At 38.3% G+C, this 15,502-nt stretch carries 18 protein-coding genes and 1 tRNA gene; 16 read left to right on the top strand and 3 right to left on the bottom strand.

The window, feature by feature from the left end; translation table 11 throughout:
* The first annotated feature begins 13 nt into the window (after positions 1–13).
* From ACWNCI_RS06765 to ACWNCI_RS06795, 7 genes are all read left to right on the top strand, one after another.
* Positions 14–286 carry a hypothetical protein gene (locus ACWNCI_RS06765; protein WP_449387326.1) on the top strand — a complete coding sequence of 91 codons (273 nt, stop codon included), beginning with the start codon at positions 14–16 and terminating at the stop codon, positions 284–286.
* A gap of 519 nt (positions 287–805) precedes the next feature.
* Positions 806–2,023, top strand: a complete 1,218-nt coding sequence (locus tag ACWNCI_RS06770; RefSeq protein WP_449387698.1) for a hypothetical protein — start codon at positions 806–808, stop codon at positions 2,021–2,023.
* A gap of 214 nt (positions 2,024–2,237) precedes the next feature.
* The gene (locus ACWNCI_RS06775) at positions 2,238–2,972 is read left to right on the top strand and encodes a DNA-binding domain-containing protein (protein ID WP_449387699.1); all 735 of its coding nucleotides are present in this window, start codon (positions 2,238–2,240) and stop codon (positions 2,970–2,972) included.
* Positions 2,973–3,925: 953 nt separating this feature from the next.
* Positions 3,926–4,507: a Crp/Fnr family transcriptional regulator gene (locus ACWNCI_RS06780; RefSeq protein ID WP_449387700.1), complete on the top strand. Its 582-nt coding sequence runs from the start codon at positions 3,926–3,928 to the stop codon at positions 4,505–4,507.
* Positions 4,508–4,568: 61 nt separating this feature from the next.
* Positions 4,569–4,952, top strand: coding sequence for a DUF4260 domain-containing protein (locus tag ACWNCI_RS06785; RefSeq protein ID WP_449387701.1), 384 nt, complete (start codon positions 4,569–4,571; stop codon positions 4,950–4,952).
* A 120-nt stretch (positions 4,953–5,072) separates the two neighbouring features.
* Positions 5,073–5,558, top strand: coding sequence for a hypothetical protein (locus ACWNCI_RS06790; protein WP_449387702.1), 486 nt, complete (start codon positions 5,073–5,075; stop codon positions 5,556–5,558).
* 336 nt (positions 5,559–5,894) lie between these two features.
* Positions 5,895–6,086, top strand: coding sequence for a hypothetical protein (locus ACWNCI_RS06795; RefSeq protein ID WP_449387703.1), 192 nt, complete (start codon positions 5,895–5,897; stop codon positions 6,084–6,086).
* Positions 6,087–6,115: 29 nt separating this feature from the next.
* On the opposite strand, the gene ACWNCI_RS06800 is transcribed toward ACWNCI_RS06795, so the two are convergent.
* A complete protein-coding gene (locus ACWNCI_RS06800) occupies positions 6,116–6,337 on the bottom strand; it encodes a hypothetical protein (RefSeq protein ID WP_449387704.1) in 222 nt (73 codons plus the stop codon).
* A 1-nt stretch (position 6,338) separates the two neighbouring features.
* Here ACWNCI_RS06800 and ACWNCI_RS06805 point away from each other — a divergent pair, with 1 nt between their 5' ends.
* The 5 genes from ACWNCI_RS06805 (at position 6,339) to ACWNCI_RS06825 (ending at position 9,512) form a co-directional block, all read left to right on the top strand.
* Complete coding sequence (locus ACWNCI_RS06805) at positions 6,339–7,025, top strand: type 1 glutamine amidotransferase domain-containing protein (RefSeq protein WP_449387705.1); 687 nt, start codon at positions 6,339–6,341, stop codon at positions 7,023–7,025.
* Positions 7,026–7,143: 118 nt separating this feature from the next.
* Positions 7,144–7,668 carry a DUF1440 domain-containing protein gene (locus ACWNCI_RS06810; protein ID WP_449387706.1) on the top strand — a complete coding sequence of 175 codons (525 nt, stop codon included), beginning with the start codon at positions 7,144–7,146 and terminating at the stop codon, positions 7,666–7,668.
* A 292-nt stretch (positions 7,669–7,960) separates the two neighbouring features.
* Positions 7,961–8,566: a DUF2911 domain-containing protein gene (locus tag ACWNCI_RS06815; RefSeq protein ID WP_346984990.1), complete on the top strand. Its 606-nt coding sequence runs from the start codon at positions 7,961–7,963 to the stop codon at positions 8,564–8,566.
* Positions 8,567–8,616: 50 nt separating this feature from the next.
* The gene (locus ACWNCI_RS06820) at positions 8,617–9,144 is read left to right on the top strand and encodes a GNAT family N-acetyltransferase (RefSeq protein ID WP_449387707.1); all 528 of its coding nucleotides are present in this window, start codon (positions 8,617–8,619) and stop codon (positions 9,142–9,144) included.
* On the top strand, positions 9,141–9,512 hold the full coding sequence (locus ACWNCI_RS06825; protein ID WP_449387708.1) for a cupin domain-containing protein: 372 nt from the start codon (positions 9,141–9,143) through the stop codon (positions 9,510–9,512). The genes ACWNCI_RS06820 and ACWNCI_RS06825 overlap by 4 nt, the downstream gene beginning before the upstream one ends.
* Before the next feature lie 81 nt (positions 9,513–9,593).
* Here the strand turns inward: ACWNCI_RS06825 and ACWNCI_RS06830 are convergent, their stop codons facing one another.
* Both ACWNCI_RS06830 and ACWNCI_RS06835 read right to left on the bottom strand, forming a co-directional pair.
* A complete protein-coding gene (locus ACWNCI_RS06830) occupies positions 9,594–10,337 on the bottom strand; it encodes a dienelactone hydrolase family protein (RefSeq protein ID WP_449387709.1) in 744 nt (247 codons plus the stop codon).
* Between the two features lie 358 nt (positions 10,338–10,695).
* Positions 10,696–11,127 carry a type I restriction enzyme HsdR N-terminal domain-containing protein gene (locus ACWNCI_RS06835; protein WP_449387710.1) on the bottom strand — a complete coding sequence of 144 codons (432 nt, stop codon included), beginning with the start codon at positions 11,125–11,127 and terminating at the stop codon, positions 10,696–10,698.
* A gap of 7 nt (positions 11,128–11,134) precedes the next feature.
* On the opposite strand from ACWNCI_RS06835, the gene holA reads away from it, so the two are divergent.
* The 4 genes from holA to ACWNCI_RS06855 all read left to right on the top strand — a co-directional run bounded on the left by holA (position 11,135) and on the right by ACWNCI_RS06855 (position 15,467).
* Positions 11,135–12,172, top strand: a complete 1,038-nt coding sequence (holA, locus tag ACWNCI_RS06840; protein WP_449387711.1) for a DNA polymerase III subunit delta — start codon at positions 11,135–11,137, stop codon at positions 12,170–12,172.
* 180 nt (positions 12,173–12,352) lie between these two features.
* Positions 12,353–13,294 (top strand): thioredoxin-disulfide reductase, encoded by a 942-nt coding sequence (gene trxB / locus ACWNCI_RS06845; RefSeq protein ID WP_449387712.1) that lies wholly within the window; start codon positions 12,353–12,355, stop codon positions 13,292–13,294.
* A 227-nt stretch (positions 13,295–13,521) separates the two neighbouring features.
* Positions 13,522–13,609: transfer RNA gene (locus ACWNCI_RS06850), tRNA-Ser, on the top strand.
* 367 nt (positions 13,610–13,976) lie between these two features.
* Positions 13,977–15,467, top strand: coding sequence for a serine hydrolase (locus ACWNCI_RS06855; protein WP_449387713.1), 1,491 nt, complete (start codon positions 13,977–13,979; stop codon positions 15,465–15,467).
* Positions 15,468–15,502: the final 35 nt, after the last annotated feature.

Below are 15,502 nucleotides of genomic sequence, written 5' to 3' on the forward strand. Positions count from 1 at the left end.
CACTCAGAAGTCAATGAGTAGTCCAACGCATAATGCTTTCTATAAAAGCAGTCCAACAGGCAGACATACCTTTGCACTCCTTTTTAATTCTTCTTCAATGGCTGTTATCGGAAGCTCTTCTCCGGTAAAACTTCAGCATAAAACAATACCATCTTCCTTTTTTCTATTAACAAGCGCAAGAAGGGATAAAGAAAAATGTATTTATATCATTCCTTATCCTTTCCAGCTAAAACATATTATGATCAATCATTTCGGGCGTCCTCCGCCCAATTTTAAACACGGATAACACTAATGTTTTATCACAAATGACACAAATTGTTGAACGCCAATAAAAACAAATGCTTTAGCAAAGGAGATTATCCACTCTATTTGTCATCCCGTAGGGATCTCACCACTTAACATTTGTGAATTGAGTGTTCAACCATTAGTGCCATTCGTGTTTCGTCAATTCGAGTGTTTTTTCGTAACAAGGTGAAGAAAAAATGTATCGGGAATGAAATTATTCTCAAACTCACAAACTTCTCGATACGATTTTTTCAAAATCTACTCGAAGTGACGAGCCTGTCGAAGCTATTATTGAGTCGGAGGGTTTGAGAGGGGAAATAGTGGCTTCGGCTCCGCTCAGCCACCAAGACTCTCCCACACTCAAACTCTAAAACTCTCCAACTCTAAAAGCTCTGCGAGCCCTTATAAGTGCAACGCCTTTGTGAAACTAAAAAACACATCATAGATAAAAAAAATCTTAGCGCACTTCGTGTTCAAATAACAATGTCATCAAAAAATAAACAAACATAAATACAAAACAATGAAACAATTAATTACAACAGCTGTTCTGCTTTTCAGCATCACAACATTCGCTCAAGTGGGGATTAACAACACTTCTCCCAAAGCCACTCTAGACATTACTCCTAAAACCACTGACGGCAGCAAGCCGGAAGGACTTCTTATTCCGCAATTAGACGGAAATTCACTCAAAACTGCGGCGTACGGAACAGCCCAAAAAGGAGTGATTGTTTATGCCAAATCGGCAGCAAGTCCCACGGATACCAAAACCGTTAATGTCACTACAGAAGGTTACTATTACTTCGATGGCAGTGCATGGCAGAAAATGAACGGCGCAGCATCGGGTGACACCACCAACGATGCGTGGATCAATGACACTACCAATGGTCTGGTAAAATTGGGAACCAAAGCTGACGGTACAGCCAGAGCCGCAGGGACGGATTTTGTATCCAAAGATAATGGCCAGGTCGGAATTGGAACAAGCAGCCCGGATGCCAGTGCTGCGTTAGAAGTGGCTTCTACTAACAAAGGAATGCTTATTCCCAGAGTTGCTTTAACAGGTTCTACAGACCAAACGACGATCGCTTCTCCCGCTAATGGTTTGATGGTTTATAATACAGGAACTGGCGGATTAACATTTAAAGGCTTCGTATTCTGGAATGGAACAGAATGGAGATCGGTGAATAATAATCCTACGATATCCCCTGCCATTGTATCTCTTAATTGTACCGACTCCTCTACTTTTCCTGCAACCTTTACTTCCGGCACGGCTTATAATGGAACACTTACGGTTCCTTATACCGGAGGTAACGGAGGAAGTTATACTTCAGGAGCTTCATTCTCACAGAATGGACTGACATTTACATTAAATCCGGGTACGCTGAATTATGGAAATGGTTCGATATCCTATTCTATATCCGGAACACCCAACTTTACCTCTCCCAATACCATTTCAGTTCCGCTAAGCTTTCTGGGTCAGAGCTGTAGTGCTACTGTTGGAGAAAATATAAGTGTAAATCCGATTCAATATTTAAAGAAAGTAATCAGCACAGATGCTGCTGTTCAGAATGCGACCAAGACGACTTTCGGAAGTTTATCAGTGAGATATGGAGGACTTGTTGCTAATGTAAGAAATAGTGCTAACTCAATTCAATTGAGTCCTTCTGTTACAACACAAATGTCAATCTGGGGGAACTCACAGGAAGCGGGGGGAGTGTTCCATATACACAACAAACTTTAACTACATTATCCGCTAACAACTGGACTGGCTGGAATATGACATTTAACCCACTTCAAAGGGATCAGGGAAGGATATTAGTTGCCCTTCATGCCACCGGAGAAATATACCGTATTACTATGCTATGTAATGATAATATGACAAGCCCAACAGTCGCCAGTAATATTACCTTTTTTATCGAGAAATTATAATGAACAACCATTTAAAATAAACAACAATGGCAACAATTCTTCATAAAATCAAAGCGTATCTCTATGATAACGTTTTAACGAAAGACAACCCTAATGATTTCACCGCACGCACCGCAAGTGAGCGAAGTCTCAATGTGCAGCAGATCTGCCAGTCAGCTGTAGGTCGTGGAGGTGCCGATATCTCCGCTTCGGCGATGGAGCATGCCACAGAGCTTTTCTTAAAAGAGATGGCGTATCAATTGTGTGATGGGTATTCCATCAATACCGGTTACTTTATGGCCAATACCACCATCCGTGGGGTATTTGATAGTCCTTCAGAGACATTTAATAAGGATAAGCACAGCATTATCTTCCAGTTCAACCAGGGAGAGAAACTTCGTGCAGAGATTCCCAATATTGAAGTAGAAATCCTGGGTGTGGCAGAGGCTTCTGCCGTGATTCTTCAGGTAACGGATGTAAAGAGTGGCTCGGTTAATGATCTTCTTACTCCCGGCAGAAACCTCAAGATTGCCGGAAGCAAAATCAAGGTAGCAGGCAATGATCCTTTTATCGGGGTATTCTTTGTCAATACCGCCTCTAATGTCAGAACAATGGTAGAAGAAAGCGATATGGTAACCAATAATCCTTCGGAGGTTATTGTAGTGATTCCTGCATTACCGGCAGGCACATATCAGCTGGAAGTGGTGACGCAATATAGCAGCGGAGCTTTATTAAAAGACCCAAGAACAGCAACTCTCGATAAAATCCTGACGATAGCGTAAGCAATCAGTCTCTATTTTCTGAGAGACACTTTCGTCGCCCGACACAGGGGTCTCTCATCGGGCGTGATAAGGAGGTTATCTCGAGCGTGATAAGGTGTTCTCATCGACCGATGAGAACACCTCTCGGAAAGTGACTCCTTTTATAGGATAGTTTTATAGTATGATGATACTCCGGTTTGGGAAAGATTTCCCGGCCGGAGTTTTTTTGGCTTTGACTCCGCTCAGCCACCGTTGAACAGATGCCGCCACGTTCCCCTGTTACAGTAACCCGAAATTCCACCGTAAGAAGACAGTAGTAAAAATTCCCCTCCCATGGAGGGGTGGCGAAAATTCAAAGAATTTTTGACGGGGTGGTGTAAGAATACTGCCACACAATCACCTTCATTTTAACCACTCCGATTGTCATCCTGTAGGTATCTAAGCCCGAATCTTTCCATGCTACTGTTACCAACGATGCCGAGATTCCTAACGGAAATCGAAGATTCGACGGAGTCAATGACAAAGTGGGGGTTTTAGGGTCGGAGGGTTTGAGAGTATGAGAGTGGGAGTATTTGGTGGCTGAACGGAGCCGAAGCCACCATTGAACGGATGCTACCACGTTACCTTGTCATCCCGATAAGGATCTAGGCCCGAATCTTTCCATGCTACTATTACCAGCTATGTCGAGTTCCTAACGGAAATCGAAGATTCGACGGAGTCAATGATAAGGTGTGTGTTTTAGGTTGGGAGAATTTTAGAGTCGGAGGGTTTTAGAGTTTGATCGTGGGAGAGTCTTGGTGGCTGAGGTGACTCGAAGCCACCACTGATACAGAGTTTAAGGATCGGTTGAACAGTGTATAGATAAAAGAAATATTACTATCTTTAAATCGGAAATAATACAAAGAATAGTATTATCCTAACTCACTGTGATAATCCAGAAAATGTTCTGAGCAGACCAACGTTTATTTTAAATTATGCAACATCTAGATCATCTTTTACAGAACTATTTCGGTACGTTATCTCATGAAGAGCTGTCGTTTATTGAGCCCTATTTCAGGGAAGAAAAACTGACAAAGAATGACTTTTTTATCAGATCCGGAAAGATATGCAACAGGCTGAGCATTGTAAAGACAGGTATTTTAAGGTTGTATGCATTGTCCGAAGATGGTAAGGAAGTTACCCAATGGCTCGCTCAGGAAAACTTTTTATTAACTGAAGTTTCGGGATTCTTTTTTGATCAACCCAGCCGTTGGAATATACAGGCGCTTACCGAGACAGAGCTTCTGACGATCACTAAAGATGATTACATAAAACTTTGCCATGATTTTCCAAGATGGTCTGAGATTGAAAAGAGATTGATCATGAAGTGCTTTTCGATGATGGAAGACCGTATTTTTACTCACCTTTCGCTTACCGCCGAGCAGCGGTACAATCTGTACTTTGAGCAGAATAAGAGTCTCTTTACCCAGGTTCCGCTGCAATTCATCGCCTCGGTTCTAGGGATGTCGCCGGAAACCTTCAGCAGGATAAGAAAACGCCGGGTTTCAAATTCTTGACTTTTATCAAGAGGAACTTTGCAGAAATGAGGGAACTTTGCTTCATTAAATCAATATCGTCATGAACAGTAAAATGGATCTCCTTTTGAAACTTGAACAGGCAGGGCAGTTTATCCTTTCTATCCTTTTATTCAATCAACTCAATTTTGCCTGGTGGGTATTTCCTGCATGCATATTGCTTCCTGATATATCGATGGTCGGATATCTGTTCGGCAATAAATCAGGGGCCTACACGTATAATTTCTTCCATCACAAGCTGGTTGCAGTTATCGTTATTGCATTGGGATTTTGGTTAGATAATTCCATCCTTTCACTGGCAGGAGTTATCCTGTTTGGTCATTCGGCGATGGATCGTTTTTTTGGCTATGGCCTCAAATTTACAGATGGCTTTAAGCATACTCATCTCGGAGGGATCGGAACCAAAAGTGAGGAGGTAGAGAAATAAAAACTTCGTTGAAGAAAGTATTAAATTAAGCCCATTATCATTATAGATGCCTAAATCCTTTCATCATGCTACCCTACTCCATTTTTTTACCTATTTTTACGTGATAATAGATCAACGTATATGAGAAAAATACTATTCGCAGGAATAATAACTTTAGGAGGTTTTTTAATGGCAAATGCACAGTGCAAACCGGTATCCTCCATTACAGAAAATTTTGATACCTGGAAGGAGATCGGACCATGCTGGACTGCTCAGCAAGGAAAGGCAATGCTTTACGCCAGTGACAAAAAGATCATATTTTATTCCATGACCAATCCCGGTGAAAATATGTATCTGGTAACCCCTAGAATCAAGGCAGGAAACTATACTTTAACGCTTGATATTTCAGATAACGGAGGCGATACCATTCTGGAACTTTTCTCTATTAACAATACTTCCGATCCTAAATCTTATATTTCTATAGCTAAACCTTCAAAAATAGCCGGAGGCAAAAAAACATTCACCATTTCTCTGAAAAAAGAGGCGAATCTTGGGCTGAAAGTATTGCTGAATAGCGTTCATCAGGCAGTGTATGTAGATAATCTTTCTTTAAAACCAAAAAAATAATTGATTAATAATTAAGTTTTTTATTTAACCATAAAAGCTACAAAAGATTTAGATTCTTTTGATTAAAGTTAATAAACATTAAGAATAAAGAACACAATAGTTTTTAAAATCTTTGATTTTTGTTCTTTTGAAAGTTTTGAACAGCTCATAAAACTTTTAAAATTGTCTTTTGCACCTTTTGCGGTTAAATTTAATTTAGTTTAAACATTCTATTGTAATAAATCTCCAAAGCTGATACTTTGGAGATTTATTTTGCTCACAGTTTATTATATTTGTGATCGACTAATAAACATCTTAGTTAAGACCATATCTTAATTAAAACAAAACTTTAAAATTATGGAGAACAGCAAAGCACCTGTATTCACGATGACAATCGTTGCCATTATTGTCGGCGGAGCATTATACAAACAGTTTGATTTCAAAACCCGGACTTTCGAAAACCCCGCTTTATCGGCACTGTATGTGATCATTTTTTTATTTGCCATTTTTATTCTGGTAAGAAATTACAGAAAGACCGCAAGAAAATAAATCAACACAGAAACTGTTTTGGATTATCCTCAAAACATCCCGGAACCATTTTTCAGTCCCCAACCACTTCCCCACTTCAATCTCAAAGCTAAATCTATTGAGGCTAATTTGTTTTTGCAGAACATCCAATCCGGATTGGCAATAAACTTGTATGTAAGTATCCCGGACATCGTCTGAAGATTCGTCGCAACATACAAAGCGATATTTTTAACCTGAAGACTCTTTTCTAAATTAACACTAAAAATATTCAATATGAAAGTATTATTTGTACTTACCTCCCACGATGAGCTGGGAAACACCGGCAAAAAAACAGGTTTTTGGGTAGAAGAATTTGCGGCACCCTATTATTCATTTAAAGATGAAGGATTTGACATTGTAGTCGCTACGCCAAAAGGCGGACAGGCACCCATTGATCCCAAAAGTGAAGATCCTGATGCCCAGACTCCCGCTACAGAACGCTATTACAAAGATGAAGAAGTGCAAAACATCATTGCCAATACCCACAGATTAAGTGATCAGAAAGCCGCAGATTTCGATGCTGTTTTCTATCCGGGAGGCCACGGACCACTTTGGGACCTGGCGTACGATAAAGATTCTCAACAATTAATTCTTGATTTCTATAATACGGAAAAACCGGTGGGAGCCGTTTGTCATGCACCCGGTGTTTTTAAAGATATAAAACTGGGAAATGGTGATCCGTTCGTAAAAGGTAAAAATGTTACCGGTTTTTCTAACACTGAAGAAGAGGCGGTACAGCTGACCGACGTTGTTCCTTTCCTGGTAGAAGATGAACTGAAAAAATCCGGCGGGCATTACAGCAAAACCGATGACTGGGGCGTACACGTTATTCAGGACGGCCTTCTGATCACCGGGCAAAATCCTGCTTCATCCGAAGCTGCAGCCGAAAAACTGATCGCGATCCTGAAGAAAATAAAGTAAGCATAAAAACAAAACCATCTCTAGCAGGATGGTTTTGACTTTTATTCGCATTACTTAAACCATCATGATGCGTAATTAAAGTCAGCATTAACCACTCTCCTATTTTAAACTTTCAACAATGAACACACTCACAAAAGATATTATAAAAGGAATTGCAGTTGGATTATTGGCTTCTTTCATTAAATCTATCGCAGAACCGCCTTTACAAAAGCTGGGTGAAAGCTTATTTCCACCAAAACCAGATGAACTCGATTTACGAGGTGCAGATGTTACGTATCAGCCGGAAAATATGCCGCCGGCAGTATTGGCCAAAGAAATTTATAAGAACATTTGCTATAAGGAACTGTCATACAATGACACCTTACAATCGATGAAAGCGATCCATTATACATTAGGAACCGCGATTGGAATTACGTATGTTTTGTTAGCAAATAACAATAAATACATTAAAGCAGGTGAAGGCTCCGCAGCAGGTATTGCGGTATGGGCATTCACACACGGTTCTGCCGTTCCGGCATTAGGGTTACAGGGAAAAGTTTCTGAAATGCCCACATCATGGTGGGTTTGGGAATTCGGTTCACACATCATTTTCGGACTGGCCATGGAACAGAGCCGGAAGATTTTAAATCAATTATTGAATTAACCGCAAAAGATGCAAAAGACAATTTTAAAAGTTTTATGAACCGATCATAGCTTTCAAAAGAATAAAATCAAAGATTTTTAAAAACTATTGTTAGCTTTTTCTTTTTATAAAAAGGGCTTAAGATAGAAACTTCTAATCTTTTGGAACTTTTGTGGTTAAAAAAAACTTATCACAAGCTTACAATGAAATTAGATTAATGTATTCGCTTACCTAGATTCTTTAACATAAATTTATTATCTCAGAGAAATAGAATTTTGATCTCGTTTTTGTATTTTAGGCAAAATTTTTAAAAGTGAAAAAAGTAATAGTTGCATTATGCATATCAGTATCAGCATTAGGTTTTGCTCAGGATTACTCGGTGCCGGCAGTGAGTCCGCGCCAGAAAGTTGAACAGCAGTTTTCTATGTCAAAAATTACAATAGACTACGGAAGACCGGGCGTGAAGGGAAGAAAAATATTTGGAGAACTGGTGCCTTACGGACAGGTTTGGAGAGCAGGCGCCAACTCATCTACCAAAATTACTTTCGGGCAGTCGGTGAATTTTGGCGGAAAAATCGTTCAGCCAGGAACATACGGATTATTCATCATTCCTACCGAAAAAGAATGGAAAGTAATATTAAACAAAGACTTCCAGCAGTGGGGCGCTTACACTTACGATCCTAAGCAGGATGTCGTGGATGTTACTGTTCCGGTAAACAAGCTTGCCGATAAGCAGGAATGGTTTGAAATCACACTAAATCCAACAGGCGAAAATTCTGCAAATCTGGTTTTAAAATGGGACATGGCTCAGGCTGAGGTAGCATTAAAACCTTCAAGCCCTGAAGCTGTAACTAAAATTGCAGACAAACTAAAGGAAATAAAGAAAATAGAAGCTGACGCTGCCAAAACAAAGAGCTAAGCGTTCAACTCATATATTCTGTCTGATCAGAATCCACAAAATATTATCCGATGAATTTTTCTATTCAAACTATATTAGAAAATCAGGAATATCAATTAATCCCCTTACAACAAGGGGATTTTGAGTCTTTATATAAGGTTGCTGCCGACCCTGAAATCTGGAAACAGCATCCCAATAAAGACAGACACCAAAAAGAGGTTTTTGAAATCTTTTTTAATGGTGCGATACAAAGTGGCGGCGCTTTTAAAATTATTAAAAAATCTACAGGCGAAGTCCTGGGAAGCAGCCGTTTTTATGATTACAATGAAAAAGAAAACAGCATTTTCATAGGGTACACTTTCTACGGAACAAAGTGCTGGGGAAAAGGAATTAATCCACAGATCAAAAAACTCATGCTCGATTATATCTTTCAGTTTGTTGACACTGTTTATTTCCATGTCGGAAAAGACAATATCCGATCCAGAATCGCTATGGAAAAACTGGGAGCAGAGAACAAAGGTGAATATGAAATCGCTTACTTCGGAGAACCTTCAAGAATGAATATCTTATATCAAATCAAAAAAGAAAACTGGTTATGAAAAAATTTAAAATTCAGCAGACGCCATTTATAGTACCAACAACCGACGGAAAACTGATTGAGGAACACTGGGGAAATTCCACTGGAAACTCCAATATCTCTATCGCACACATGGTAGCGCCTCCAGATTGGAGCGAACCCCATCAGACACCCGAATTTGATGAATTTACTCTTATTATTTCAGGAAAAAAGCAATTTGAAATCGACGGTGAAATTGTAGTTTTAGAAAAAGGACAAAGTATCTTCATCGAAAAAGGAGCAAGAATTCGCTACAGCAACCCTTTCCCTGAAGAATGTGAGTATGTCTCCATCTGCCTTCCCGCCTTTTCCATGGAATCGGTACACAGGGAAGATGAAGGAGTGGATTGAAAAATGTAATAATCTAAAAATGTAACAGTATAACAATAATGAGATTAAATTGTTATACTGTTACATTTTTAAATTGGTATATTATTTAAGGATTTCCTTAAGGAACATCAATGTATGATTCCAGGCTCTTTTTGCCATTACTTCGTTATAATCCGGTGACTTCGGATCCGTGAAGGTATGTTTTGAATGCGCATACGTAATGATCTGCCAGTCAGCATTGCCCTCATTCATTTCTTTTATCAAATTATTATAGTCTTCCGGCGACACACTTTTGTCATCAGCAGGATTTTCAACCAGAATTTTTGCAGCAATCGGTCCGTTTTTTCGTTCCTGAGCTTTTCCTATGCTTCCGTGTATGGAAACCACACCCACAACAGGCAGATTGCCTCTGGCCGATTCCAAAGCACCGGTTCCTCCGAAACAATAGCCTATTACCGCAATTTTATTGGCTATAGCACCATTTTTCTTTAATTCTTCCAACGCAAGCGAAATTCTTTTCTGGTAAGCTTCATAGTTTTTCTTGTAATATCCTGAATTTCTTGCCGCTGTATCCATATTCGTCGGGATATTCCCTTCTCCGTAAATATCTGCGACAAAAGCAATATATCCTTGTTTTTCCAGCTCAGCAGCAGCTGTTTTTGCTTCGTCATCAATACCTTTCCAGGCAGGAAGAATAAGAACTCCCGGAAGCTTTTTCCCGGCGTTAGACGTTACCAGTCCGTTGAGTTTTTGCGGACCGTCCTGATAAGTAACGGTTTTCAGTTTCTGACTGAAAAATTTTCCTGAAGTGAGTAAAATTCCGGCAAGTAAAATTGAACGTATCATATTTTGTAATTTAATTTTTTAAGGAGCTTTTTTGACTCTGTCGAATTGTTTTTTGGAGCAATTTGATTACATCGGAAAGCAATATATATTTTTCATTTGAAGCTTTTTGACTTCGTCGAATTGTATTTACTTATTTATTTTTTTAAGGAGCAATTTCTCGCTTTCGCTACTCGCTTTTCGTGGTTTCGGCGGGCTTCGCCCGCCGAAACCACGAAAGAGCTCAGACATACCGCTCAATCGCGGCTAGGAAAGTTCAGCATTTATAACAAATGAATGACAAAAATCTTTTATCTAAATTAATAAAAAATAACCCAATCATTAGCAATAAAATATTTCAAAGCTGTCATTCAGCTTACATTTAATCAGGTTTATAAAACCGGTACTCTCCGTTATCATAATAGGCATTGATGTGCTGCAGACCATTTGTGAGGATAATTTCTTTAGCACCAATGACAGAATTGTACCTTGCTGTCTGTTCAAAAGTTTTTTCCGTCAATTTTATTTGTGGTGCTTTACATTCAATTAAAATTTTAGGCTGAGTTTTCTCTGTGATAAGAATATCTATTCTTTTGGTCAAACCGTTTAAAACAATTTTTTTTTCAGTAATTAAAGCAGAAACAGAATAAGATTTTACGGTGAGATAATAGTGAACCCAATGCTGTCGCACCCATTCTTCAGGAGTGAGCAAAAGGTAAGTTTTACGAACCAAATCATAAATAAAAAACTTATCTTTGTCTCTCTTGAATTTAAAATCAAAAGTTTCCTGAAAATTCAGTTTTGGAAGTTCCATTTATAAGATGAAAGAATTAGATTTAATCCTCAAAAATATTAAAAATAAAGAAGTTTTACCGATTTATTTTTTCCACGGAGAAGAACCTTACTTTATAGATCTTGCTGTAAAAGCCTTCGAGCACGATTTTCTGACTGAGGATGAAAAGGCATTCAACCAGACCGTTGTGTACGGAAAAGATACGTCTTATCAGGAAGTTCTTTCCCTGGCGAGACAGTTTCCGATGATGGGAGACAAGCAGGTGATCATTGTAAAAGAAGCGCAGGATCTGAAGCTGACCGAAAGTGAAAGCAGTGCTTTAGACGTATATGTTCAAAATCCTGTACCGTCAACAGTGTTGGTTTTTGCCCATAAACATAAGAAGCTGGACAGCCGAAAAAAGGTTACGAAATCTTTAGACAAATCCAATGCATTATTTTTAAGCGAATCTATCAGGGAAAATAATCTTCCGAAATGGATTGCTGATGAATGTATTTCATTGGGAATAAAAACAGCACCCAATATCTCTCATTTGCTGGCAGAATACCTTGGAAATGATCTCTCAAGAATTGCCAATGAACTGAATAAATTAAAGATTATCCTCAAACCCGGGGATATTCTGGACGGCAAAATTGTGGAAGATCATATCGGGATCAGTAAAGAATACAATGTATTTGAGCTTCAGAAAGCATTAGGAACCAAAAATGCCAATGCAGCTTTTAAAATTGCACATTTTATGGGTAAGAATCCGAAAAACAATCCTTTCGTCATGATGCTGGCAAGTCTTTATAATTATTTTTCCAATGTGATCATTTATAATACGATGGCCGGTCAGCCACCGCAGGTTATTGCCGCACAGATGGGTGTAAATCCCTATTTTATAAAAGATTATGCAGAATCGGCACGACTCTATCCTCTAAAACATGCTACGAGAGTGATCTCTATTTTAAGGGAATTCGACATGAAGGGAAAAGGACTGGGAGCAGTCAATATGACAGAAGCAGAACTGATTAAAGAACTGGTTTACAAGATTATCAACGTCGATAAAATTAAGATGAAAGTATAAAGAAGTGAATGGTGAATAGTCAATTCATTTCATTTGTCAATTTACCTGAAGAGAATTCAAAGTTGACAATTGACCATTCACATATTAGATATTGACAAGTATCATTAAAATAACTTTAAATAAATATTAAAAATTACGAACTTAGCGGACGTAAATTTTAAATCTTTTGAAAAGCAAATTATGGAGCAAAACATTTTAGATTGTGTGATCGTTGGATCCGGTCCTTCCGGCTTTACAGCAGCAATTTATGCGGCAAGAGCAGATTTGAAACCTGAGTTATACACAGGTTTGGAGCCGGGTGGACAATTAACTACAACTACGGAAGTGGATAATTTCCCGGGATATCCGGCGGGGATTACAGGTCCTGAAATGATGATGGATTTGCAAAAGCAGGCCGAAAGATTCGACACAAAAGTGCATTATGAGATGATCACCAAGGTTGAATTTTCTAAAGAAGTCGGCGGAGTTCACAAATTATATTCAGGAAACAAGGAAATTCTTGCCAGAACCGTGATTATTTCTACGGGTGCTACTGCAAAATATCTGGGTCTTGATGATGAGAAAAAATATGCGGGCGGAGGTGTTTCTGCGTGTGCGACCTGTGACGGATTTTTCTATAAAGGAAAAGATGTTGTGGTTGTGGGAGCCGGAGATACCGCAGCAGAAGAGGCAACATATCTTGCAAAATTGTGCAAAAAAGTGACCATGCTGGTAAGAAAAGACACTTTCAGAGCATCCAAAGCAATGATTCACAGGGTACAGAATACACCGAACATCGAGGTTAAATTTCACCATGAATTAATCGCGATTGAAGGTGATAACAATCTGGTTGAAAGAGCGGTAGTAATCAATAATCAGACTCAGGAAACTTCTACGGTGGATGTTGACGGAATTTTTATTGCGATCGGTCATAAGCCGAATACAGATATTTTTGCAGGCCAAATCAATTTGGACGAAAATGGATATATCTTAACTGAAAAAGGCTCTGCGAGAACCAACCTTCCTGGAATTTTTGCAGCGGGAGATGTTCAGGATCATATTTACAGACAAGCGATTACGGCAGCCGGAAGCGGATGTATGGCCGCTATGGATGCAGAAAAATATTTGGCAGAATTACATTAATTATTGAATTCTAATTGAGACAAACGCATTTCTTGAAGTGCGTTTTTTTTATTATCAATACTACAAAACCTTCTTCATACAGCTTATAACCTGCAGTAATAAAAATATTTCTCTGATTTATAGTTGATTATTAAGTTTTGTTAAAATTTTATTGATAAATATTTTGGCAATAAACAAAAACTTTCTATATTTGCACCACTGAAAACGACGATAAAATCGGAGTTTCTGGAGAGTTGGCAGAGTGGTCGATTGCGGCAGTCTTGAAAACTGTTGACTGTAACAGGTCCGGGGGTTCGAATCCCTCACTCTCCGCCAGTTGGGAAACTAAAATAAGCTAAAACGCTGTAAACATTGATGTTTACAGCGTTTTTTGTTTTAGCGCAGGTATCAAAAAAAAATCAAAATAGGTCACGATTTATATGTCCTATTTCGTGATACATTAGCACGAGAAATACATTAGCCTTCAATCCCATGTAATAAAATCCCCTCCGACATTGTCCTAATAATAAAAATACAATTAAGTTAATTATACATCCATAATTTATTGTAAATTTTAGGATCAATTAAAATTACTAAAAAATGTGATATAAATCTTTAGTCATCCATTTTCACTATTCTTTATTTAGGTAGTTGATAGCATCGTTGTACTCATCTTAATTTATATTTTATAAAAAAATATCTAATGAAAAATTCCTTTAAAACCACTAAAATTATCCTGATACTATCAATAACATCATTTTCACAACTGCTGTTTGCTCAAAGTAATTCGGACAGCATCGATATTTTCATCAAAGAGAAAATGAGCCAAATGAAGATTCCCGGACTTCAGCTGGCTATTATTAAAAATGGTAAACTAGAAAAATCAAGCAACTACGGTTTTGCCAATCTAGAACATCAGGTTCCTACCACTTCAAAAACTACTTTCTCTATAAACTCTATGACGAAAGCTTTTGTAGGAGTTGCAATTATGCAATTACAAGAGCAAGGAAAATTAAAGGTCGATGATCAAATTTCCCAGTATATTTCTGATATCCCAAACGAATGGAAAGCTATTACCCTCAAACAATTGCTCAGCAATACTTCCGGATTGCCCAATAATATAGATGAAAAAGAACAGGTTCTAGGAAATGGCGTTGAAGAAAAAAACTGGGAATTAGTAAAGACATTGCCAATGGAATTCAAACCCGGAGAAAGATTCAGCTATAACCAAACGGGATATTATATTTTGGGTAAAATCATCACGAAATTAAGTGGTCAACATTTTACAAAATTCATCGAAGAAAATCAATTCAAACCTTGCAATATGATTGCTACACAATTTGGAGATTCAAATGATATCATTCCAAACAATGCCGGAGCCTATTCCACAATTATCAATACGGACGGAAAATGGATTAATGACGGAAAGCTGCATAATGTATTTGCCACTTTTCCGGTATTCTTTAGAACAGCCACAGGGATCATTTCCACTTCCGAAGATCTAAGCAAATGGCTTATTGCATTGCAAAATGGAAAGCTATTGCAAAACAAAAATAGCGTCCAAGAGCTTTTCACTTCCGTAAAACTAAATGACGGGCATATCGACGGGTTTAATAAATTGACTAACGGATATGCACTGGGCTGGCCAACAGTCGAGCGAGAAGAACATCCTGCTGCTGCACCTGTTGGAGGTATGCGTTCGGCATTATTCGTCTATCCAAAGGATGATCTGTCGATCGTGGTTTTGACCAATCTTCAAGGTTCCAATCCTGAATGGTTCATTGATGAAATAGCCGGATACTATTTTCCTGATATGAAAGTTAAAAATGGTTTCGGCCTGAGTAATAATCTAAAATCATTACGTCAACAACTCATTGAAAGTCAATTTAAAAATGGATACAAGCTTTACACAAAAATTAAAAAAGCCAACAAAGATTTCACATTATCCGAAGACGAAATCAATTCTTGGGGCTATCAATTATTAGAACAAAATAAAAAAAACGAGGCTTTACAGGTTTTTCAATTGAATACCTTGTTATTTCCAAACAGTGCGAATGTTTATGATAGTTACGCTGAAACTCTAGAAGCAATGGGAAACCGGAAAGAGGCGATCATTAATTATAAAAAATCACTTGAACTCAATCCCAATAATACAAATGCAAGTAATTTTCTAAAAGATAAAATGGTCAAATAGCTATTCTTAAGTTAATAGCCATGATCCTTATACTA

It is taken from the genome of Chryseobacterium lineare (assembly GCF_977014045.1).